Source organism: Mycobacterium sp. NGS18 (genome assembly GCF_059813185.1).
On sequence record NZ_JCALEC010000001.1, the window covers coordinates 500,468 to 520,836 of the forward strand.

A 20,369-nucleotide genomic window follows, 5' to 3' on the forward strand; every position below is an offset into this window, starting at 1 on the left:
CTTAATATTACTGTAGGGTAGCCAGCTATGACTGCTCTTGATGATGCAGGACGGGCGACTGCGCAGTGGCCGGCGGATACCGCCGGAGCGGAACCCCCGGGGCGTCACGGCTCGGCCCTCGTGAGCCGGACCAGCAGATTGGTGTCGTCTTTGCTGCCGTCTCGTCGGTTCATCTACGCCGTGATCGCCATCGGCGGTATGCAGTTGCTGGCCACGATGGACAGCACCGTCGCGATCGTCGCGCTTCCTAAGATCCAGGATGACCTGGGCCTGTCCGATGCCGGCCGCGGCTGGGTGATCAGTGCCTACGTGCTGACCTTCGGCGGCCTGATGCTGCTCGGCGGCCGGCTCGGCGACACCATCGGCCGCAAGCGCACCTTCATCAGCGGCGTCGCGCTGTTCACCATCGCCTCGGTGCTGTGCGCGGCGGCCTGGGACGCCCCGACCCTGGTGATCGCCCGACTGCTGCAGGGCGTCGGCGCGGCGATCGCCTCGCCGACCGCGCTGGCGCTGATCGCCACCACCTTCCCGAAGGGGCCGGCCCGAAACACCGCCACCGCGGTGTTCGGCGCGATGACCGCGATCGGTTCGGTGCTGGGCCTGGTGGCCGGCGGCGCACTGACCGAGGTCTCGTGGCGGCTGGCGTTCGCCATCAACATCCCGATCGGCGTGCTGATGATCTACCTGGCCCGCACCGCGCTGACCGAGACCAACCGGGAGCGGATGAAGCTGGACGCCGCCGGGGCGCTGCTGGCGACCCTGGGCTGCACCGCCGCGGTGTTCGCCTTCACGATCGGCCCGGAGGCGGGCTGGGTCTCGGTGCTCACCATCGGCTCCGGCGCGGTGGCGGTGGCCGCACTGCTGGCATTCGCCGTGGTGGAGCGCACCGCCGAGAACCCGGTGGTGCCATTCAGTCTCTTCCGCGACCGCAACCGGCTGGCCACCTTCGCGGCCATCTTCCTGGCCGGCGGCGTGCTGTTCAGCCTCACCGTGACCATCGGCTTGTACGTGCAGGACCTGATGGGCTACTCGGCGTTGCACGCCGGGGTGGGGTTCATCCCGTTCGTGATCGGGCTGGGTGTGGGGCTCGGGGTCTCCTCCCAGTTGGTGCGCCGGTTCCCGCCGCGGGTGCTGGTGATCGCCGGCGGCGTCGTGGTGCTGGGGGCGATGATCTACGGCTCGACCGTCGACCGGGATATCGCGTACTTCCCGAACTTCGTGATGTTGATCGTGCTCGGCGGTCTCGGGATGGGTGTGATCGTGGTGCCGTTGACCCTGTCGGCGATCGCCGGTGTGGGCTTCGACCAGATCGGCCCGACGTCGGCGATCGCGCTGATGCTGCAGAACCTCGGTGGGCCGATCGTGCTCGCGGTCATCCAGGCCGTCATCACCTCGCGCACGTTGTACCTCGGCGGCACGAACATGCCGGTCAAGACCATGAACCCCGCTCAGATCGCCGCGCTGGATGCCGGCTACACCTACGGGCTGCTGTGGGTGGCCGGGGTCGCGGTGCTGGTCGGTGCCATCTCGCTGCTGATCGGCTACACGGCCAAGCAGGTCGCGCACGCGCAGGACGCGCAGGACGCCTTCGGCGCGGGCAACCTGTAACTCCGGGCGCTGCGCGGACGGCCCCGAATGCGGGTCCGCGGCCGCTCACGGCGAAAGATAGGCTCTCGGCCTGTGATCACCCGGATGTCCCAGCTGTTCCTGCGCACCCTGCGCGATGACCCCGCCGATGCCGAAGTGCCCAGCCACAAGCTGCTGATCCGGGCCGGCTACGTCCGGCCGATCGCACCGGGGCTGTACAGCTGGCTGCCGCTGGGCCTGCGGGTGCTGCGCAACATCGAACGGGTGGTGCGCGAGGAGATGAACGCCATCGGCGGCCAGGAGATCCTGTTCCCGGCGCTGCTGCCGCGCGCCCCGTATGAAGCCACCAACCGCTGGACCGAGTACGGCGAAACCATGTTCCGGCTGCAAGACCGCCGCCGCAACGACTACCTGCTCGGGCCCACCCACGAAGAGCTGTTCACCCTGACGGTCAAGGGGGAGTACGGCTCCTACAAGGACTTCCCGGTGCTGCTCTACCAGATCCAGACCAAGTACCGCGACGAGGCGCGTCCGCGCGCGGGCATCCTGCGCGGCCGCGAGTTCGTGATGAAGGACTCCTATTCCTTCGACGTCGACGACGCCGGCCTCAAAGCCGCCTACGACGCGCACCGCGAGGCCTACCAACGGATCTTCGACCGGCTGGCAGTGCGCTACGTGATCGTCTCCGCGGTGTCCGGCGCGATGGGCGGCTCGGCCTCCGAGGAGTTCCTGGCCGAAAGCGAGGTGGGCGAGGACACCTTCGTGCGCTGCGTGGAATCCGGCTACGCCGCCAACGTCGAGGCGGTGACCACCGCCCGCCCCCCGGCCCAACCGATCGAGGGCCAACCGGAGGCGCAGACCTACGACACCGGTGACACCCCCACCATCGCCACCCTGGTGGACTGGGCCAACGGCGCCGGCCTGGGCCGCACCGTCACCGCTGCCGACACCCTGAAGAACGTGCTGCTCAAGGTGCGCCAGCCCGACGGGGAGTGGGAACTGCTGGGCATCGGGGTGCCCGGCGACCGCGAAGTCGACGAGAAGCGGCTGGGCGCTGCTCTCGAGCCCGCCGAGTACGCATTGCTCTCCGACGGCGATTTCGCCAAGCACCCGTTCCTGGTGAAGGGCTATATCGGCCCGAAATCGTTGCAGGACAACGGTGTTCGCTATCTAGTCGACCCCCGTGTGGTGACCGGCACCAGTTGGATCACCGGCGCGGACGCGCCCGGCAAGCACGTTGTCGGCTTGGTGGCCGGACGTGATTTCACCGCCGACGGCACGATCGAAGCCGCCGAGGTTCGCGACGGTGACCCGTCCCCGGACGGGGCGGGCACGCTGGTCAGCGCCCGTGGCATCGAGATCGCCCACATCTTCCAGCTCGGCCGCAAATACACCGACGCGTTCGCCGCCGACGTCCTCGGCGAGGACGGCCGCCCGGTGCGGCTCACCATGGGCTCCTACGGTGTCGGCGTGTCCCGGCTGGTCGCCGTCATCGCCGAACAACAGCACGATGAGCTGGGCCTGCGCTGGCCGGCGTCCGTCGCACCGTTCGACGTGCACCTGGTGATCGCCAACAAGGACGAGGCCGCCCGCGCCGGGGCCACCGACCTGGCCGCCGAGCTCGACCGGCTCGGGATGGACGTGCTGTTCGACGACCGGCAGACCTCACCGGGAGTGAAGTTCAAGGACGCCGAGCTGCTCGGCGTGCCGTGGATCGTCGTGCTGGGACGCGGCTGGGCCGACGGGATCGTCGAACTGCGCGACCGGTTCTCCGGGCAGACCCGCGAGCTGTCCGTCGGCGCCGACCTGGCCCGGCAGATCCTCGCCGCGATCCGCGGCGAGGACACCTAGTCCTGGCCGCCCGGGAACGCCCGGGTGATCGGCCAATTACCCAACGCCTGGTTCCAGTGCGCGGCCAGCACCGCGGTTTGGCCCAGCGCGGTGGCCGCGAACTCCCGGTCCGAGGCTTCGCGGGCCTGCTCGACGACGGCGCGCCAGGCGGTCGCCGTGTCGTTTTCCATCCGGACCGCCAGCCGCACCGCGTCGTCGGACGTGCTCAGCGGCAGGGGCAGCTGGTATCCGGCGGCAGCGGGCGGGACCGGAACCGAGCGGGCGGCCAGGATCGCGATGGTCGCGTCCCGGCGCTCGCGGTGCTGACGGATGGTGGGGACCACCAGGTCGTTGAGCTCCGGCACGGAGTACGCCGACACCATCCCGTAGCCGTAGACGACCCCGTATTCGGTGGCCAGAGCATCGCACAGGGCGGCGTCGGGGCCGCTGAGCGCACCGGGTTCGACCGACGTCATGACTGCGTCACCAAGGCGACCGCGTAGGAGGCCGTGCAGGCCGCTGCGATGGAGGCCAGCAACCCGGCCCGGTAACCCGACGAGGCGATGGCCAGCTTTCCGGCGCTCTCAGCCGCGGACCGCAAGGCGTTGACCACCTGGGACACCGTCGGGGCGGTCCCCTCCGGCGTGCTGGTCGAGGTGGTGGTTTCGGCGGCCTCCCGCGCCGGCTGTCCGGCGGCCCGGGCGATCTCGGTGGCCAGCGCGCGCGCGTGTTCGGCCCGTTCCAGCGACACCTGATCCAGCGCCGCGGCCAGCGCTTGCGAGCCCGGTCCGGTCAGTGCCGCCCCGGCCGCGGCCGCCAGGTCGCTGTCGCGCCGCGCCAGCTGCAACTGCGCTTCCAGGTCGTCGAGCGCCGGCGGCGTCGGGGACGAGCCGCACGCTGGTGCCGCCAGGGCGATCAGGGCGAGCATGCCGGCGCCGGTCAGCACGCGCCGCCGGTCGATGGCGGTCAGGGGGCCGGGCACCTGAGACATCCTGCCACCCCGGGGCCGCCGGAGGGTCGCGGCGTGGCCGGTAGGGGGGCCGACCGCTGGCGTGGCGGCGCTTTTCAGCGGTTTGCTGTGGCTGTGCACGCCACGGCGTATCGTTGGTGGCTGGTTCCCGGCCGCGCCAGTCGCGGGGGAAACGTCCGGACAACTCAAGACGAGGAGCTCGCCGTGGCCACCGGGCTACCTTCGCAGACACAGGTGATCGAGCTGCTCGACGCTGAGTTCACCCGCGCCGGATATGAGATCGAAGACGTCGTCGTCGACGACCATGCGCCGCTGCCCCGGATCACCGTGGTCGCCGACGGCGACACCCCGCTGGACCTCGACACCGCTGCGGCGTTGTCGCGCTCGGCGTCGGACCTGCTCGACGGCCTCGACTTCGACGGCCAGTACGTGCTGGAGGTCAGTTCCCCAGGGGTGCAACGACCGTTGACCACCGCGAAGCATTTTCGGCGCGCGCACGGCCGCAAGGTCGAGGTGACCTTGTCCGACGGAACCGGTGTGACCGGTCGGGTCGGTGTTGTCGAGGACGACGTCGTGACGCTGGTGGTGCGCGCCGGGCGGGACTGGAACCGGCGCCGGTTGCCGCTGAGCGACATCAGCAAAGCGGTGGTGCAAATCGAGTTCTCGCCGCCGAGCGCACGTGAGTTGGAGTTGACGGGCCGTAAGGCCGGGGATGCGGGAACGGAGGCGGGCGGATGAATATCGACATGGCTGCGCTGCACGCGATCGAGGCCGACAAGGGCATCCCGGTCGACGTCGTGGTGGAAACGATCAAATCGGCATTGCTCACCGCGTACCGGCACACCGAAGGGCACCAGGCCGACGCGGTCATCGACGTCGACCGCAAGACCGGCATGGTGCGGGTGCTGGCCCGGGAGACCGACGTCGACGGCAATGTCATCAGCGAGTACGACGACACGCCCGAAGGCTTCGGCCGGATCGCGGCGACCACCGCCCGCCAGGTGATCCTGCAGCGGCTGCGCGACGCCGAGAACGAGAAGGCCTACGGCGAGTTCTCGGCGCGGGAAGGCGACATCGTCGCCGGCGTCGTGCAGCGCGATGCCCGGGAGAACGCCCGCGGCGTCGTCGTGGTGCGCCTGGGCACCGAAGCGAAGGGCTTCGACGGTGTCATCCGGCCCGCCGAGCAGGCGCCGGGCGAAGGCTACGAGCACGGCGACCGGCTGCGCTGCTACGTGATCGGCGTGACCCGGGGGCTGCGCGAACCGCGGATCGAGCTGTCGCGTACCCATCCGAACCTGGTGCGCAAGCTGTTCGCCCTGGAGGTCCCCGAGATCGCCGACGGGTCGGTGGAGATCGTCGCGGTGGCCCGGGAAGCCGGTCACCGGTCCAAGATCGCGGTGGCCTCGCAGGTTCCCGGGCTCAACGCCAAGGGTGCCTGTATCGGCCCGATGGGCCAGCGGGTGCGCAACGTGATGAGCGAGCTAGCCGGCGAGAAGATCGACATCATCGACTACGACGAGGACCCGGCGCGGTTCGTCGGTAACGCCTTGTCGCCGGCCAAGGTGATGTCGGTGACGGTGATCGACCAGGCGGCGCGTGCCGCCCGCGTAGTGGTTCCGGACTTCCAGCTGTCGCTGGCCATCGGCAAGGAGGGCCAAAACGCCCGGTTGGCGGCCCGGCTCACCGGCTGGCGTATCGATATCCGCAGCGACACCCCCGAGCCTGCCGCCAACGGCGCCGAGCACGAGGCCGGCCGGGGCGTGGCCCAGGAGCACTGACCCGGCTTCGGATTCGGGTGGTTCAGACGACCGCCCGGGTATGGGTAGACTGAGCCGTGATCCAGCGCGAGACTTCGGCAGCCGCCTCGCGAACGCACCGCTCCCCGCGGGGACCGGTGCGCACGTGTGTCGGGTGCCGGAAACGCGAGTTGGCCGCCGAATTGCTTCGGGTGGTCGCTGTGTCGGGGAATGGCAACGAGGCCGTCACCGTTGACAGGGCGGGCAGCCAGCCGGGCCGGGGTGCATGGCTGCATCCCAGGCCGCAGTGCCTGCAGGCGGCGATCCGGCGACGAGCGTTCGCGCACGCGCTGCGGATCAGCGGTTCCCCGGATGTATCCGGGGTGGAGGAGTACTTCGATCAACAGATCGGCTCACCGCCCCGGGCAACAGAACAGGTAGCGAAGAACATGAGCACACCGTGAAGTCCCGATGACCATGCGTCATAGCTAAACCCGAGGCGCGGCCCACCACCGCTGTCGCCTCATAGACAGGAGAAGTAGTGGCAAAGGCCCGCGTACACGAGTTGGCCAAGGAACTCGGTGTCACCAGCAAGGAAGTCCTCGCTCGTCTGAGCGAACAGGGCGAATTCGTCAAGTCGGCGTCCTCGACCGTGGAAGCCCCCGTCGCGCGGCGGCTGCGCGAGTCGTTCGGCGGCGGCAAACCCGCAGCCAAGAGCGAGGCGCCCGCGCCGGCGGCGCCCGCCAAATCGGCCGCTCCGGCCGCGCCGGCTCCCACGCCGGCCGCAGCCGCTGACAACCCGGCCGTCAAGGCCGAAGCCCCTGCGGCCCCTGTGGCCCAGCCGTCGGCTCCGGCCGCTCCGGCCGCCGCGGCCCCGGTGCCCGCAGCGCCGCCGCCTGCGCCGGCGCAGCCCGGCCCGTCGCCCGCTGCTCCCGGCCCCCGTCCGGCAGCACCGGGTCCCAAGCCCGGCGCCCGGACACCGCGCGTGGGCAACAACCCGTTCTCGTCGGCGCAGCCGGTGGAACGCGCCATCCCGCGTCCGCATCCCCAGGCACCCCGGCCGGGGGCACCCCGGCCCGGCATGCCGCGTCCCGGCGGCGGCGCGACACCGGGCAACATGCCCGGCCGCACCAGTAACTTCGGCGCGCAGGGCCGCCCCCGTCCCGGCGGCCCGCCGCGGCCCGGCGGCGGTGGTCGTCCGGGCGCTCCCGGCGGCCGTCCCGGTGGTCCCGGCGGCGGTCCCGGCGGTAACTACCGCGGTGGCGGTCCCGGCGGCGGTGGCGGTGCCCCCGCCGGCGCCGGCGCCGGCGGCTTTCGGGGTCGCCCCGGCGGCGGTGGTCGTCCCGGCCAGCGCGGTGGCGCGGCCGGCGCGTTCGGCCGTCCGGGCGGCGCGCCCAAGCGCGGACGCAAGTCGAAGCGGGCGAAACGCGCCGAATACGAGAACATGCAGGCACCGGTCGTCGGTGGTGTGCGGTTGCCGCACGGCAACGGCGAGACGATCCGGTTGGCCCGCGGCGCGTCGCTGTCCGACTTCGCCGAGAAGATCGACGCCAACCCGGCCGCGCTGGTGCAGGCGCTGTTCAACCTCGGTGAGATGGTCACCGCGACCCAGTCGGTCGGCGACGAGACCCTGGAGTTGCTCGGCAGCGAGATGAACTTCGTCGTGCAGGTGGTCTCGCCCGAGGACGAGGACCGCGAGCTGCTGGAGTCGTTCGACCTCTCCTACGGCGAGGACACCGGCGACGAGGAGGACCTGCAGAGCCGCCCGCCGGTGGTGACCGTGATGGGTCACGTCGACCACGGCAAGACCCGCCTGCTGGACACCATCCGCAAGGCCAACGTGCGCGAGGGCGAGGCCGGCGGCATCACCCAGCACATCGGCGCCTACCAGGTGGGCGTCGACTTCGACGGCTCCGAGCGGCTGATCACCTTCATCGACACCCCCGGTCACGAGGCGTTCACCGCCATGCGTGCCCGCGGTGCCAAGGCCACCGACATCGCGATCCTGGTGGTGGCCGCCGACGATGGCGTGATGCCGCAGACGGTGGAGGCGATCAACCACGCCCAGGCCGCCGACGTGCCGATCGTGGTGGCGGTCAACAAGATCGACAAGGAAGGCGCTGACCCGCAGAAGATCCGCGGCCAGCTCACCGAATACGGCCTGGTGCCAGAGGAATTCGGTGGCGACACGATGTTCGTCGACATCTCGGCCAAGCAGGGCACCAACATCGCGGCCCTGGAGGAGGCGGTGCTGCTGACCGCCGACGCCGCCCTGGACCTGCGGGCCAACCCCGACATGGAGGCTCAGGGTGTGGCGATCGAGGCGCACCTCGACCGCGGCCGCGGCCCGGTGGCCACCGTGCTGATTCAGCGCGGCACGCTGCGGGTCGGCGACTCGATCGTCGCCGGTGACGCCTACGGCCGGGTGCGGCGGATGGTCGACGAGCACGGCGACGACGTCGAAGAGGCGCTGCCGTCGCGGCCCGTGCAGGTCGTCGGCTTCACCTCGGTTCCCGGCGCCGGCGACAACCTGCTCGTCGTCGACGAGGACCGGATCGCCCGCCAGATCGCCGACAAACGCAACGCGCGCAAGCGCAACGCCCTGGCAGCGCGGTCGCGCAAGCGGATCTCGCTGGAGGACCTGGACTCGGCGCTGAAGGAAACCAGCCAGCTGAACCTGATCCTCAAGGGCGACAACGCCGGTACCGTCGAGGCGCTGGAAGAGGCCCTGATGGGTATCCAGATCGACGACGAGGTGGCACTGCGGGTGATCGACCGCGGTGTCGGTGGCATCACCGAGACCAACGTCAACCTGGCGTCGGCCTCGGACGCGATCATCATCGGCTTCAATGTGCGTGCCGAGGGCAAGGCCACCGAGCTGGCCAACCGCGAAGGCGTGGAGATCCGCTACTACTCGATCATCTACCAGGCCATCGACGAGATCGAGAAGGCTCTCAAGGGCATGCTCAAGCCCATCTTCGAGGAGAAGGAACTGGGCCGCGCCGAGATTCGCGCCATGTTCCGGTCCTCGAAGGTCGGCAACATCGCGGGTTGCCTGGTCACCTCCGGCATCATGCGCCGCAACGCCAAGGCGCGGCTGCTGCGCGATTCCGTGGTGGTCGCCGAGAACCTCACGGTCTCCTCGCTGCGCCGGGAGAAGGACGATGTCACCGAGGTCCGCGACGGCTACGAATGTGGTCTGACGCTGACCTACAGCGACATCAAGGAAGGCGACATCATCGAGACCTACGAGCTCGTAGAGAAGGCACGGACCTAGCCATGGCTGACCCGGCACGCGCGCGCCGGCTGGCCAAGCGGATCTCCACGATCGTCGCGTCGGCGATCGAGTACGAGATCAAGGATCCGCGGCTGGCCGGAGTCACGATCACCGATGCCAAGGTGACCGCCGACCTGCACGACGCCACGCTGTATTACACGGTGCTGGGCCGCTCTCTGGACGAGGATCCCGACTATGGCGGCGCTGCCGCCGCACTGGAGGGCGCCACGGGCGTGCTGCGGTCCAAGGTCGGCGCCGGCACCGGGGTGCGGTTCACCCCGACCCTGACGTTCGTCCGCGACACCGTGCCCGACGTCGCCCACCGGATGTCGGAGCTGCTGGCGGCGGCCCAGGCGGCCGACGCCGACCTGGCCCGCATCCGGGAGGGCAAGCAGCCGGTCGGGGACCCCAACCCCTACCGGGAGGCGCCGGCGCAGCCGGGCGCCGAAGACAGCGGTGACGGTGAGCGATCGCGCGCCTGATCCGCTGCCGCCGGGTCGGCGCGTCGACGCCGCCGGTGCCGTGGAGCTGCTGGCGGCTGCAGGCACGCTGGCGGTGATCTGCCATGTGCATCCCGACGCCGACACCATCGGTGCCGGGCTGGCACTCGCGATGGTCTTGCGCCGGTGCGGCAAGGCGGTCCAGGTCAGTTTCGCCCGCCCGGCTTGCCCCGCCGAGCTGCCGCAGTCGCTGCGGTCGCTGCCGGGCGGCGAGTTGCTGGTCAGCCCCGAGACGATAAGCCGCGAGGTCGATCTCGTGGTGACCGTCGACGTCTCGAGCGCTGATCGGCTCGGGGCGCTCCAAGAGCTGGCCGCCGCCGGTTCTGAATTGCTGGTGATCGACCACCATGTGTCGAATCAGCTGTTCGGAACGGCGAATTACGTTGACCCGTCAGCGGATTCGACGACCATGATGGTGGCAGATCTGATCGACGCATGGGGCGAACCGATCGACGAAGACGTGGCGCACTGCCTGTATGCCGGGCTGGTCACCGATACCGGCTCATTCCGATGGGCCAGTGCCCGCGCCTACCGGCTGGCGGCGCGGCTGGTCGGCGTCGGCGTGGACAACGCGACGATCACCCGCACCGTGATGGACACCCATCCGTTCGGCTGGCTGACGATGCTCTCGCGGGTGCTGGCCGATGCGCAACTGCTGGCGGATGCCGCGCATGGTCGCGGGCTGGTCTATGCCGTCGTCGACTACGCCGAGTGCAGCGCCGCGCGGCCCGAAGAGGTGGAGAGCATCGTCGACATCGTGCGCACCACCGAGCAGGCCGAGGTGGCGGCGGTGTTCAAGGAGGTCGAGCCGGGCTGCTGGGCGGTGTCGATGCGGGCCAAGTCGGCGGTGGACCTCAGCGCGGTGGCGGTGTCGTTCGGCGGCGGGGGACATCGGCTGGCCGCCGGCTATTCGGTCACCGGCGGCGCGGACGACGTGGTCGCTGCCCTGGTCGCCGCGCTGGCTTGATCCGCCCATGACGGACATGCCCGACGCCGTTGAGTCGGCCGGGGCCCGCCGGATCGTGGCGCTGGCGCTGCCGGCGCTGGTGGTGCTCGCCGCCGAACCGCTCTATCTGCTGTTCGACACCGCGGTCGTCGGCCGGCTCGGCGCCCAGGGGCTGGCCGGGCTGGCGATCGGCGGGCTGATTCTGGGCCTGGTCGCCTCGCAGGCCACCTTCTTGTCCTACGGAACGACGGCGCGCTCGGCGCGGCACTTCGGTGCCGGCGACCGCGCCGCCGCGGTCGCCGAAGGGGTGCAGGCGACCTGGCTGGCGTTGGGCCTGGGCGCACTGATCGTCATCGGGGTGCAGGCCGCAGCGGTGCCACTGGTGTCGGCCGTCGCCGGCCATGACGACATCGCGCAGGCCGCGCTACCTTGGCTGCGGATCGCGATCTTCGGCGCTCCGGCGATCCTGGTGTCGCTGGCCGGCAACGGCTGGCTGCGCGGTGTGCAGGACACCGTACGTCCGCCGCGCTATGTCGTTGCCGGATTTGCGCTTTCGGCCCTGCTGTGCCCGCTGCTGGTGTTCGGGGCACTGGGTATGCCGCACTGGGGACTGGCCGGCTCGGCGGTGGCCAACTGCGCCGGTCAATGGCTGGCGGCGCTGCTGTTCCTGCGCGCACTGCACTGCGAGCGGGTCCCGCTGCGGCCCGACCCGGCGGTGCTACGGGCGCAACTGGTGATGGGCCGTGACCTGATCGTGCGCTCGCTGGCCTTTCAGGCCTGCTTCGTCTCGGCGGCCGCGGTCGCGGCGCGATTCGGGGCCGCAGCGCTGGCCGCGCATCAGATCGTGCTGCAGCTGTGGACGTTTTTGGCGTTGGTGCTCGATTCGCTGGCCATTGCCGCGCAAGCGCTGGTCGGAGCCGCACTGGGTGCCGGCCACGCCGGTCACGCCAAGTCGGTGGCGGCCCGGGTGACGGTGTTCTCCACGGTGGCCGCGGTGGTGCTGGCCGCGCTGCTGGCCGCCGGTGCCGGTGCGCTACCCGGACTATTCACCAGCGATGCCGCGGTGCTGGCCGCAGTCGGGGTGCCGTGGTGGTTCCTGGTCGCCCAATTGCCGCTTGCCGGAATCGTTTTCGCTCTCGACGGGGTCCTGCTGGGCGCCGGCGATGCGGCGTTTATGCGCACCGCCACGGTGATCAGCGCGCTGGCCGGCTTCCTACCGCTGACCTGGCTGGCGCTGATCCTGGACTGGGGACTGGCTGGCATCTGGTCGGGCCTGACCACGTTCATCGCGCTGCGGCTGGTGTTCGTCGGGTGGCGCGCGCTCTCGGGGCGATGGGCGCAGACCGCCCGCCAGTAGGATCAGCCGGCATGAGCGGTCAGCGGGATCGGATGCTCCGCGGGCAGCGGTATTTGCCCGATGATCCCGACTTGGTCGCGGACCGCCGAGCCTGCCGGCGTTTGGTTGCCGCGTTCAACGACACCGCGCCCGACGATGACGACCGGCGCCGCGACCTGCTGGGGCAGCTGCTCGGATCATTCGGGGCGGGTTCGGTCATTGAGCCCCGATTCTGTTGCGACTACGGCAAACATATCGGCATCGGCGCGAACTGTTTCATCAACTACGACGCCGTCCTGCTCGACTGCGCGCCGATCACCATCGGCGACCACGTGTCGATCGGCCCCCGCGCCCAACTGGTTACCGCCCTGCACCCGATCGACGACATCGAGGCCCGCCGCGCCGGCTGGGAGTCGGCGGCGCCGATCACCATCGGCGATAACGCCTGGCTGGCAACGGGTGTCATCGTCTGTCCCGGCGTGTCGATCGGAGCCGACACGGTCGTCGGCGCCGGCAGCGTGGTGACCCGGGACCTCCCGGCCGGGGTGCTCGCGGCAGGCAACCCCTGCCGGGTCATCCGGTCACTCGGCTAGCCGATTGTCCGCGTCTCACCCACTTGCGCGCGACCGCGATTCAGTACGGCCTCCCGGTTGGCGGCGACATCGGCGCCGCTCACCTGGCGCAACCACCGCCGCGATGCCTCCGCCTCGATCCACAACCCGGCCGCTGTCTGCGCTTCATCGATGCGGTGATAGGTGCCCAGCAGGGCCCGCACCGCGTCCTGGTTGTTGCCGACGATCGCCGCAGCGGTCTTCCGGGCGGCCGGCAGCAAATCGGCGTGCGGCACCACCTCGGTGACCAGGCCGGCCCGCAACGCGTCGGCCGCCGACAGGTAGTCACCGGTCAGGCTCATCCGGCGGGCCAGGCCCACCCCGACACGTTGGGGGAGCCGTACGGTGAGACCCCAGCCGGGCAGGATCCCGACCCTTGTGTGGGTGTCGGCGAAGCGGGCCTGCTCGGAGGCGATCAGGATGTCGCAGGACAGCGCCAGTTCCAGCCCACCCGTCACCGCGGCGCCGTTGATCGCACCGATAACCGGCTTGCTCAGCGTCGGCCATTGTGGAGAATCGCCGAGCTGTGTGGTGGATGCGCTGAGTTCCTTGAGGTCGACACCGGCGCAGAACACCGGATCGGCGCCGGTGAGGATCACCACGTCGACGTCGTCGTCGGTGTCGGCCTCGGCCAGCGCGTTGAATGTGGCATCGCACAACGCCCGGGACAGCGCATTGCGGGACTGCGGGCGGTTGAGGGTCAGGGTGCGGATGCGGCCCTCGGTCCGAACCAGCAGGATGTCGTCGCTCACCGCTTCACCGTAGCCGGGCGCGCAACTACCTATCGTGGAGGGCATGTGCGCCGCTGCGAGTACTCCCGCACTCAAGGAGTGGAGCGCGGTGGTGCATGCGCTGCTGGCCGGGCGGCAGTCGATCCTGTTGCGCAAGGGCGGAATTCACGAAAAACGCTTTGCCGTGGCCGCCGACGACTTCCTGCTGTTCCCGACGATCGCGCACAGCCACGCTGAGCGGGTACGGCCCGAACACCGTGACCTGCTCTGCGCGGCCGCCGCCGATTGTGAAGATGACCGGGTGTTGGTGCGCGCGGCGGCCAGGGTCGTCGCGGCACTGGCGGTCAACCGTCCCGACGGGCTCGCCGCCATCGAAGATCTGCATATCTGGACAGGTGAATCGGTGCGGGCCGACCGGCTGGACTTTCGGCCGAAACATCGGCTGGCCGTGCTGGTCGTGCAGGCGGTGCCGCTGGTGGAGCCGGTCTGGCTGACCCGGGCCCCCGCCTACGCCGGCTGCAAAAGCTGGCTGCAGGTCCCGATACCCCGCAAACAGTCCGCGCCGGTGTATGACGACCGGACGCTGGGGAAAGTGGCGGCCCGGGTCCGCGCTGCGGTGGGCTAGCGGGTAGCCATCGGTGACATTCACCGACCGGCCGCGTGTGACGACCGCGTCAATCGGGACGAACAAGTCGACGTAGGCGATGCCCGAGCTGTGGGCCCGGGTGGCGGTCAGGTCCACCCAAGTGAACAGCATTACCGTTTTCGAACAGTCATCAGAAAAACGAAAAGTTTTTCGCGAGCCTATCTATACATTCAGGTTACTCAACGGTAACATACCGCTGGTTGTTAGGGCTGCCACATGACGTCGCTGGGGCGGCGTGGGCACTCATCTCGGATAACGCACGGAACTAGGAGATACGGAATGATGAATCATCGGTTGATTACCGCAGGTCTAGCAGCCGGAGGCGGACTGCTGACCGCGGCGTTTCTGCAGGCGGCTCTCGCGCTCGCGGACGCCAACGAGGTCGCCGGCCCCAGCGCTGGCGGTGCTGACGCCTTCACGATCGGCGGCTACACCTTCGACCCGTTCAGCAACTTCACAGGCGCTGATGTCGAAGGTTTTTCCCTGGTTCACCCGCTGACCAGCGCGCCGCCGCTACTGACGCTGGGCGGCGGGAACGTTCTGGGTACTACGACCGCTCCGCAGGATTTTGCGGTGTACAACGCCGACGGCACCGAGCTGGGCAGCATCAACTCCAGCGTGGTGGTGACCAACCTCGCCGGCTTCACCAACACCGAATTCACCGTCACCGACGTGACCGCCGCCGATGGCGCGTCCGCGGCGGACCTGCCCACCGAGGGGGCGGTCTATGACGTCTTCAACTTCGGCGGCGGCTTCGCCAACATCTACACCGCCGTCCCGGGAGCCGACGGTGCCAACGCCACCATCACCGACACCTTCGTGACGCCGTTCGGGAGCATGGACCTGAGCTCGCTGTTCGCCGGCATCGATGCCTCGGCGCCGCTGCAACCGGGCGATGCGTTCGCGGCGCTGCAGGCCGGGGCTTCCGGGGGTGGCGAGGCTGCCTTCGCCATTGGCGGGCTGACGCTGGACCCGTTCCTCGTCGACGGCAACGATGTCAACGTGGGGGAGGGCTTCGCTCCGATTTCCGCACTCGGCGGTGTCGCTCCCTTCCTTTCCATCGGCGGCGCATCGATAGGTGACCCCAGCCACCACGGCAACGGCCTCGCCTCGCAGGACTTCGACGTCTACAGCGGTACCGGCGACGACGCCACCAAAATCGGTACCATCAACACCTCGGTGGATGTCACCAACCTGTTGGGGCTGACCAACACCCAGCTCGTCGTCACCGACACTTCGGACACCGGCGACGGCCTGCCGACGGTGGGCACGGTGTACGACGCGTTCAACTTCGGCGGCGGTTTCGCCAACGTCTATATCGCCACCCCGGGCGAGGGCGGCACCGTCACCGACACGTTCGTGACGCCCTGGGGCAGCATGGACCTGAGCTCGCTGTTCAGCGACATGGGCACCGGGACCTCGCTGGACCCGGGTGCCGCGTTCACCGGGCTGCAGGCGGGCACGGTCGCCGGCGGCGAGCAGGCCTTCGCGATCGGTAGCACCACCTTCGACCCGTTCACCGGATCCGGTGCCGACACGGTCGAAGGCTACGGTCCGGTCTATCAGACCATCGGTTCGCCGCCGCTGCTGAACATCGGCGGTGGCACCCCCGGTCTTCCGCTCGGCGGCATGTGGTTCGGGCTCCCGATCGCGCCGCAGGACTTCAACATCTACAACGGCACGGGTGCCAACGCCGAGCTGCTGGGCACTGTGAACGCCCAGGAGACTGTGACGCAGCTGCTGGGCCTGACCAACACGTCGTTCGTCGTCGGTGAGGTCACTCCCGCCGACGGTGTCGACGCGGTGAATCTGCCGGCGATCGGTTCGGTGTATGACGTGTTCAACCTCGGTGGCGGCTTCGTCAACATCTACACCGCGATCCCCGGCTTGGACGGCGCCGTGGCCACGGTTACGGACACCTTTGTGACGCCGTTCGGGGACTTCGATCTGAGCTCGCTGTTCGGCGGCTTCGACGCCTCCGCGCTGCTGGACCCGGGCGACGCGTTCCTGGGTTGGTAGCGGGTTCTGCTCACGCACCCGTCCCGGGCGGCGCACCTGCCGCCCGGGACGGTGCTTTTCTCAATGCAGTTGGGCGCGACCGCGTTCCAGCACGGCCTGGCGGTTGGCGGCGACATCATCGCCGCTGACCCGGTTCATCCACTGTTTGGCCGCGGTCGCCTCCATCCACAACGCGGTGGCGGTCTGCGACTCGTCGATGCGGTGATAGGAGGCCAGCAGCGCCCGCACCGCGGCCTGGTTGTTGCCGACGATCGCCGCAGCCGCAGCGCGCGCCGCGGGCAGCAGTTCGGCGTGCGGCACCACCTCGGTGACCAGGCCTGCTCGCAGCGCATCGGCCGCCGACAGGTAATCACCGGTCAGGCTCATCCGGCGGGCCAAGCCCACGCCGACCCGTTGCGGCAGTCGCACGCTCATACCCCAGGTTGGCATCAGCCCGACTCGGGCATGGGTGTCGGCGAACCGAGCCTGTTCCGAGGCGATCAGGATGTCGCAGTACAACGCCAACTCCAGACCGCCCGTCACCGCGGCACCGTTGATCGCGCCGATCACCGGCTTGGTCAGCGCCGGCCACTTCGGTGAGATATCCGGCAGCGCAGCTGAATCGCTGAACTCCTTGAGGTCCAGTCCGGCGCAGAACACCGGGTCGGCGCCGGTGAGGATCACCACGTCGACATCGGCATCGGCATCGGCCTCGGCCAGTGCGGTGAAGGTGGCGTCACGCAACGCAGTCGACAGCGCATTGCGGGCTTGTGGGCGGTTGAGGGTCAGGGTGCGGATCCGGTCCTCGGTTCCGACCAGCAGGATGTCATCGGTCACCGCACCACCGTAGGCCGCGGCCTTAGCGCCGGGACCGAAGGGTGCGGATGATTTGTGCGGACAAGTCCGGGTCGCAGAGCAGTTGGTCGATCAGGGCGGTCATGACCTCCTGCCCGGTGATGCGGGCGCAACCCACCCGGTCGGTGGCGTCGCGCTGCCAGAGGTCGAGCGCACGGTGCTGGGCCGGTGACAAGTCGACGGTTCGGCGCGTCCGGGTCTGACGGAGCGGGATCGGTTCGGTGGGCTTCATGCCCGGCTCACGGGCCGGGCCCCAGTCGGCTGTTCGCTGAACGCCGACACTGCGCTTATCGAGTGGGTCGTTGGCAGCGCTCATTGGGTGACCTTCGGTTGCGGTGGGGCCTCACTACCTGCCGCCAGCGTAGCCCGGTAGCTGACTGGGCGTCGCGGAGCGGATCAACTCGACGTTTCCTATTTGATGCGGCCAACGGACTTCGATATCCCTGCCGGAATTATTCTGATTCGCCTATATAAGACATTTGTGCGGCACTGATCACGTCATATTTTCAGGAAATAAGGAAGCTCGTGAATCAGTGCTTCAGTACGTCAGTACATACTTGTTGACCTGCTATGGCCGCTCAATCGTAACGGTTTTCGGCTCGGATGCCCAATTATATGCAAGGCGGAAAAACATTTACTGCCTCCCTGTTTGAGACGCGGTCACGGTGCTAGCATCCGAATATCGCAGAGAATTGACCACAGGCCAGGAATGAAGGAGGATCTGATGTCGATTTCACTGAATTCGCGCCGCCGCGTGGCGGCCGGAGCGATCGGCGTCGGCATGTTCGCCGGCGCGCTGTTGGCCGGTGCTGCGGGCTCGGCGCAGGCCGCCCCGGAGGGGTTCTCGGCGTCACCGCCGGCGACGGTCCAGATGGCCGACGCTCCGGCTGTGCTCGGCGGCCAGCTGCAATCTGTCGGCCCCACGACGCTGGCCGGCGACTGGCACGCCGGGCCGATGCCTCAATGGTGGGGCCATCACTGGTGGCACCATCACCACTTCTGGCACCACTGGTGGTGGTGGTGGTGACCGCGGCCAAGCCGGAACCTGACCGCGGGCGGCGCGCTGTTGGCCGCCGCGGGCTGGCGGTGGTGGCGGCACTCGGCGCGGGGGCAGCCCTCGCCGGGTGCGGCCCCAGCGCCGAGCCGGATTCGGCTACCCCGCGACCGGCCGCTGCCGAACAAGCGGCGCGGTATGACATCTCGCGGGTGGACGCCGTCAAGGACGACTTTCCAGCGGGCTTCACCGCGGCGGCGCACCCGGCCAAGACGCTGGGGGAGCAGGACATCGCCGGGTCGGGTGTCGCCGCGTTCACCGACGCCCGGGTCGATCCGCCGCAGTGCCGTTCGGTGGTCATCCCGCGGTATGCCGATCCGACGGTGGGCACCCAAGCCGCCGGTGTGATCGCCCAGGGGGATCAGGGCAACATGTACGTCGTTGCCCTGCGGTCACCGAACCCGGTTGCGGCCGGGGATGATCCGGCAGGCTGCGATCGGATCTCGCTGTCCGGCTCGCCGCAGGCGACCGGGACCGTCGAGCGCCTTCCGGGACCCGGCATCGCCGGTGCCACCACAACCGGGGCCAAGCTGACCGTCGAGGATCCCCAGGAAGATCCCGACTACCTGTACACCGCGGCACTCGACGACCGAACGTCGATCGTCGTGATGGGCAGTGCGGACGCCCAGTTGGATCCGCAGCGGCTGATGTCGGACCTACTGGTCAAGGCCGTCGCCGCGGTCCGCGGGCAGCAGCAGTCGTGATCGGCCGAAACGCAGCGTGTGTGTCGCCGGTTGCACCCGCGTGGCGCTGATCGGCGCTTCACCGGTGCCCGGGTTCGCCGCGTAGCGGGGGTGGTTTCCGCCGCCGATCAGCACCCGGATCCGGGAGCCGGCGGGGAAACGGCGCGCCAGGGCGTCCAACTCGATGCGCACCGGCCCGGTGTGCTGCCGCAGCCGTCGGTAGCCGTCGGTGACATTGACCGAGCGGCCGCGCGCGTCGAGCTCGCTGACCCGGACGAACAGGTCGACGTGGCCGGTGTCGGAGCTGTGGTCCAGCTCCAGCACCGGGACACCGCACACGTCCAAGTCTTCGGTCAACGCGGCGCTGGTGAAGCTGAGCATGTCGGCGCGCCGGTGCAGCCGGCTGTCGTTGCGGTAACCGCCGGCTGCGGACAGCAGTCGCCCGCCGATCGTCGGGGGCGGATCGCGGGGATCGAAGCGGAAAGTGGCCGGCGGGGCGGCCGCATCCGGTGCGGTGGCCGCGAGTGTGCCACCGGGCTGCAGATACCAGGGGCACGCGGCGTCGGCCGGCGCCCAATCCGACCGGTCTTCCCAGCCCCGACCGGCCGTGAAGATCCGGACCCGGCTCGGCCGCGGCGTCGTGGTCGAGCCGCGCAGATGGGTGTCCAGCCACTGCAAAGACTCGGCGGTGACCAATCCCAGGCCGGCGGTCAGCATCTGGTTGTGCGTCCAGGGCCCGATGGTCATCGCGACCTCGGCGCCCCGGTCGCGCAACGCCCGGTACTGGGCCAGCGTTTGATCCAGGAACAGGTCTTGCCAGCCGCCGAGCAGCAGCACCGGAACCCGTGACTGCTCCAGCGCCGCGGGGTGGCGCAGCACATCCCAGAACGGGTCGTCGGCGTCGGGGTGTTCGACCCACGACTCATACCAGGCCGAGCCGTCGCCCAGCAGTTTCCGGCCGGCCGCACCCAACGGCCAGCCGGCCGCGGCGCGCTTCACCTTGCGCTGGGCGGTCAGCTGGTGGACACCGGCCCGGATCCGCGGGCGGTCTTCCTGGTGGGCCATCAAGTGGCTCCAGCCCAGGAAGTCATTGAGCGCGAACGACCCGGCGCCCCAGGTGGACTGGTAGAGATCGTGCGGCCCGACGGTGATGACCGAGGCCGCCAGCTCCGGTGGCGGATCGGCCAGCAATGCCCACTGGGTGAAGCCGAGATACGACAGCCCGATGGTGCCGAACGAACCGGTGAACCACGGCTGGGTGCGCAGCCACGCCACGGTGTCTGCGCCGTCGGCGGCCTCGTTGACCATGGGCTCGAACACGCCCGCTGACCCGAAGGTGCCGCGGACACTCTGCAGGATCACCCGGTAGCCGCGGGCGGCGTACATCCGCCCGAACACCAGCGCGAACGGAAAGCCTCGGCCGTACGGGCAGCGAACCAGCAGGGTGCCGCCCACCTCGCCGGTCGGTTGGTAGTGGTCGGCCGTCAGGGCGACACCGTCGCGCATTTCGATGCGCTCCCGGCGCACGGTGTAGCCGGTGGTGGGCGCGGGCAGCCGACGTAGCGCCCGGTTCAATACGACATCGGCGAGGCGCGGGGCAGTCTTCACC

Annotated in this window: 20 protein-coding genes; 14 read left to right on the forward strand and 6 right to left on the reverse strand. The window is 69.6% G+C overall.

Annotation, left to right across the window (positions count from 1 at the left end):
• Positions 1–27 precede the first annotated feature (27 nt).
• Positions 28–1,608, forward strand: coding sequence for an MFS transporter (locus AC5Y31_RS02450; protein ID WP_082966625.1), 1,581 nt, complete (start codon positions 28–30; stop codon positions 1,606–1,608).
• Positions 1,609–1,680: 72 nt separating this feature from the next.
• Positions 1,681–3,438, forward strand: a complete 1,758-nt coding sequence (locus tag AC5Y31_RS02455; protein ID WP_499977744.1) for a proline--tRNA ligase — start codon at positions 1,681–1,683, stop codon at positions 3,436–3,438.
• Here AC5Y31_RS02455 and AC5Y31_RS02460 read toward each other — a convergent pair.
• Together AC5Y31_RS02460 and AC5Y31_RS02465 are read right to left on the reverse strand one after the other, a co-directional pair.
• Complete coding sequence (locus tag AC5Y31_RS02460; RefSeq protein ID WP_499977745.1) at positions 3,435–3,893, reverse strand: ferritin-like domain-containing protein; 459 nt, start codon at positions 3,891–3,893, stop codon at positions 3,435–3,437. The two genes, AC5Y31_RS02455 and AC5Y31_RS02460, sit on opposite strands and share 4 nt — an antisense overlap.
• Complete coding sequence (locus AC5Y31_RS02465; RefSeq protein WP_065026364.1) at positions 3,890–4,408, reverse strand: hypothetical protein; 519 nt, start codon at positions 4,406–4,408, stop codon at positions 3,890–3,892. The genes AC5Y31_RS02460 and AC5Y31_RS02465 overlap by 4 nt, the downstream gene beginning before the upstream one ends.
• 183 nt (positions 4,409–4,591) lie before the next feature.
• Between AC5Y31_RS02465 and rimP the strand changes: the two genes are divergently transcribed.
• The 8 genes from rimP (at position 4,592) to AC5Y31_RS02505 (ending at position 12,775) form a co-directional block, all read left to right on the forward strand.
• On the forward strand, positions 4,592–5,125 hold the full coding sequence (rimP, locus tag AC5Y31_RS02470) for a ribosome maturation factor RimP (protein ID WP_065026365.1): 534 nt from the start codon (positions 4,592–4,594) through the stop codon (positions 5,123–5,125).
• Positions 5,122–6,165: a transcription termination factor NusA gene (gene nusA / locus AC5Y31_RS02475; protein ID WP_065026366.1), complete on the forward strand. Its 1,044-nt coding sequence runs from the start codon at positions 5,122–5,124 to the stop codon at positions 6,163–6,165. Before rimP ends, nusA begins: the two co-directional genes overlap by 4 nt.
• Positions 6,166–6,314: 149 nt before the next feature.
• Positions 6,315–6,587, forward strand: a complete 273-nt coding sequence (locus AC5Y31_RS02480; RefSeq protein ID WP_064856620.1) for a YlxR family protein — start codon at positions 6,315–6,317, stop codon at positions 6,585–6,587.
• 77 nt (positions 6,588–6,664) lie between these two features.
• Entirely contained in the window at positions 6,665–9,400 is a 2,736-nt protein-coding gene (gene infB, locus AC5Y31_RS02485) for a translation initiation factor IF-2 (protein ID WP_499977748.1), read from the forward strand.
• Positions 9,401–9,402: 2 nt separating this feature from the next.
• Positions 9,403–9,882 carry a 30S ribosome-binding factor RbfA gene (gene rbfA, locus AC5Y31_RS02490; protein WP_065026368.1) on the forward strand — a complete coding sequence of 160 codons (480 nt, stop codon included), beginning with the start codon at positions 9,403–9,405 and terminating at the stop codon, positions 9,880–9,882.
• Entirely contained in the window at positions 9,863–10,867 is a 1,005-nt protein-coding gene (locus AC5Y31_RS02495; RefSeq protein WP_499977750.1) for a DHH family phosphoesterase, read from the forward strand. The genes rbfA and AC5Y31_RS02495 overlap by 20 nt, the downstream gene beginning before the upstream one ends.
• A gap of 16 nt (positions 10,868–10,883) precedes the next feature.
• Positions 10,884–12,203 carry an MATE family efflux transporter gene (locus tag AC5Y31_RS02500; protein ID WP_499978114.1) on the forward strand — a complete coding sequence of 440 codons (1,320 nt, stop codon included), beginning with the start codon at positions 10,884–10,886 and terminating at the stop codon, positions 12,201–12,203.
• Positions 12,204–12,214: 11 nt separating this feature from the next.
• Entirely contained in the window at positions 12,215–12,775 is a 561-nt protein-coding gene (locus AC5Y31_RS02505; RefSeq protein WP_499977752.1) for a sugar O-acetyltransferase, read from the forward strand.
• Here the strand turns inward: AC5Y31_RS02505 and AC5Y31_RS02510 are convergent.
• Positions 12,772–13,545 (reverse strand): enoyl-CoA hydratase, encoded by a 774-nt coding sequence (locus AC5Y31_RS02510; RefSeq protein ID WP_499977754.1) that lies wholly within the window; start codon positions 13,543–13,545, stop codon positions 12,772–12,774. The two genes, AC5Y31_RS02505 and AC5Y31_RS02510, sit on opposite strands and share 4 nt — an antisense overlap.
• Positions 13,546–13,588: 43 nt before the next feature.
• On the opposite strand from AC5Y31_RS02510, the gene AC5Y31_RS02515 reads away from it, so the two are divergent.
• Together AC5Y31_RS02515 and AC5Y31_RS02520 are read left to right on the forward strand one after the other, a co-directional pair.
• A complete protein-coding gene (locus tag AC5Y31_RS02515) occupies positions 13,589–14,149 on the forward strand; it encodes a DUF1802 family protein (protein ID WP_499977756.1) in 561 nt (186 codons plus the stop codon).
• A gap of 300 nt (positions 14,150–14,449) precedes the next feature.
• Positions 14,450–16,189 (forward strand): hypothetical protein, encoded by a 1,740-nt coding sequence (locus tag AC5Y31_RS02520; RefSeq protein ID WP_499977757.1) that lies wholly within the window; start codon positions 14,450–14,452, stop codon positions 16,187–16,189.
• A 60-nt stretch (positions 16,190–16,249) separates the two neighbouring features.
• Here the strand turns inward: AC5Y31_RS02520 and AC5Y31_RS02525 are convergent, their stop codons facing one another.
• Positions 16,250–17,005 (reverse strand): enoyl-CoA hydratase, encoded by a 756-nt coding sequence (locus tag AC5Y31_RS02525; protein ID WP_499977759.1) that lies wholly within the window; start codon positions 17,003–17,005, stop codon positions 16,250–16,252.
• 22 nt (positions 17,006–17,027) lie between these two features.
• Positions 17,028–17,339, reverse strand: coding sequence for a hypothetical protein (locus AC5Y31_RS02530; RefSeq protein ID WP_499977761.1), 312 nt, complete (start codon positions 17,337–17,339; stop codon positions 17,028–17,030).
• A 408-nt stretch (positions 17,340–17,747) separates the two neighbouring features.
• Between AC5Y31_RS02530 and AC5Y31_RS02535 the strand changes: the two genes are divergently transcribed.
• The gene (locus tag AC5Y31_RS02535) at positions 17,748–18,050 is read left to right on the forward strand and encodes a hypothetical protein (protein WP_301634993.1); all 303 of its coding nucleotides are present in this window, start codon (positions 17,748–17,750) and stop codon (positions 18,048–18,050) included.
• On the forward strand, positions 18,005–18,781 hold the full coding sequence (locus tag AC5Y31_RS02540; protein ID WP_499977763.1) for a DUF5642 family protein: 777 nt from the start codon (positions 18,005–18,007) through the stop codon (positions 18,779–18,781). The genes AC5Y31_RS02535 and AC5Y31_RS02540 overlap by 46 nt, the downstream gene beginning before the upstream one ends.
• Here the strand turns inward: AC5Y31_RS02540 and AC5Y31_RS02545 are convergent.
• Positions 18,734–20,368, reverse strand: a complete 1,635-nt coding sequence (locus tag AC5Y31_RS02545; RefSeq protein WP_499977764.1) for a CocE/NonD family hydrolase — start codon at positions 20,366–20,368, stop codon at positions 18,734–18,736. The genes AC5Y31_RS02540 and AC5Y31_RS02545 overlap by 48 nt on opposite strands.
• Position 20,369: the final 1 nt, after the last annotated feature.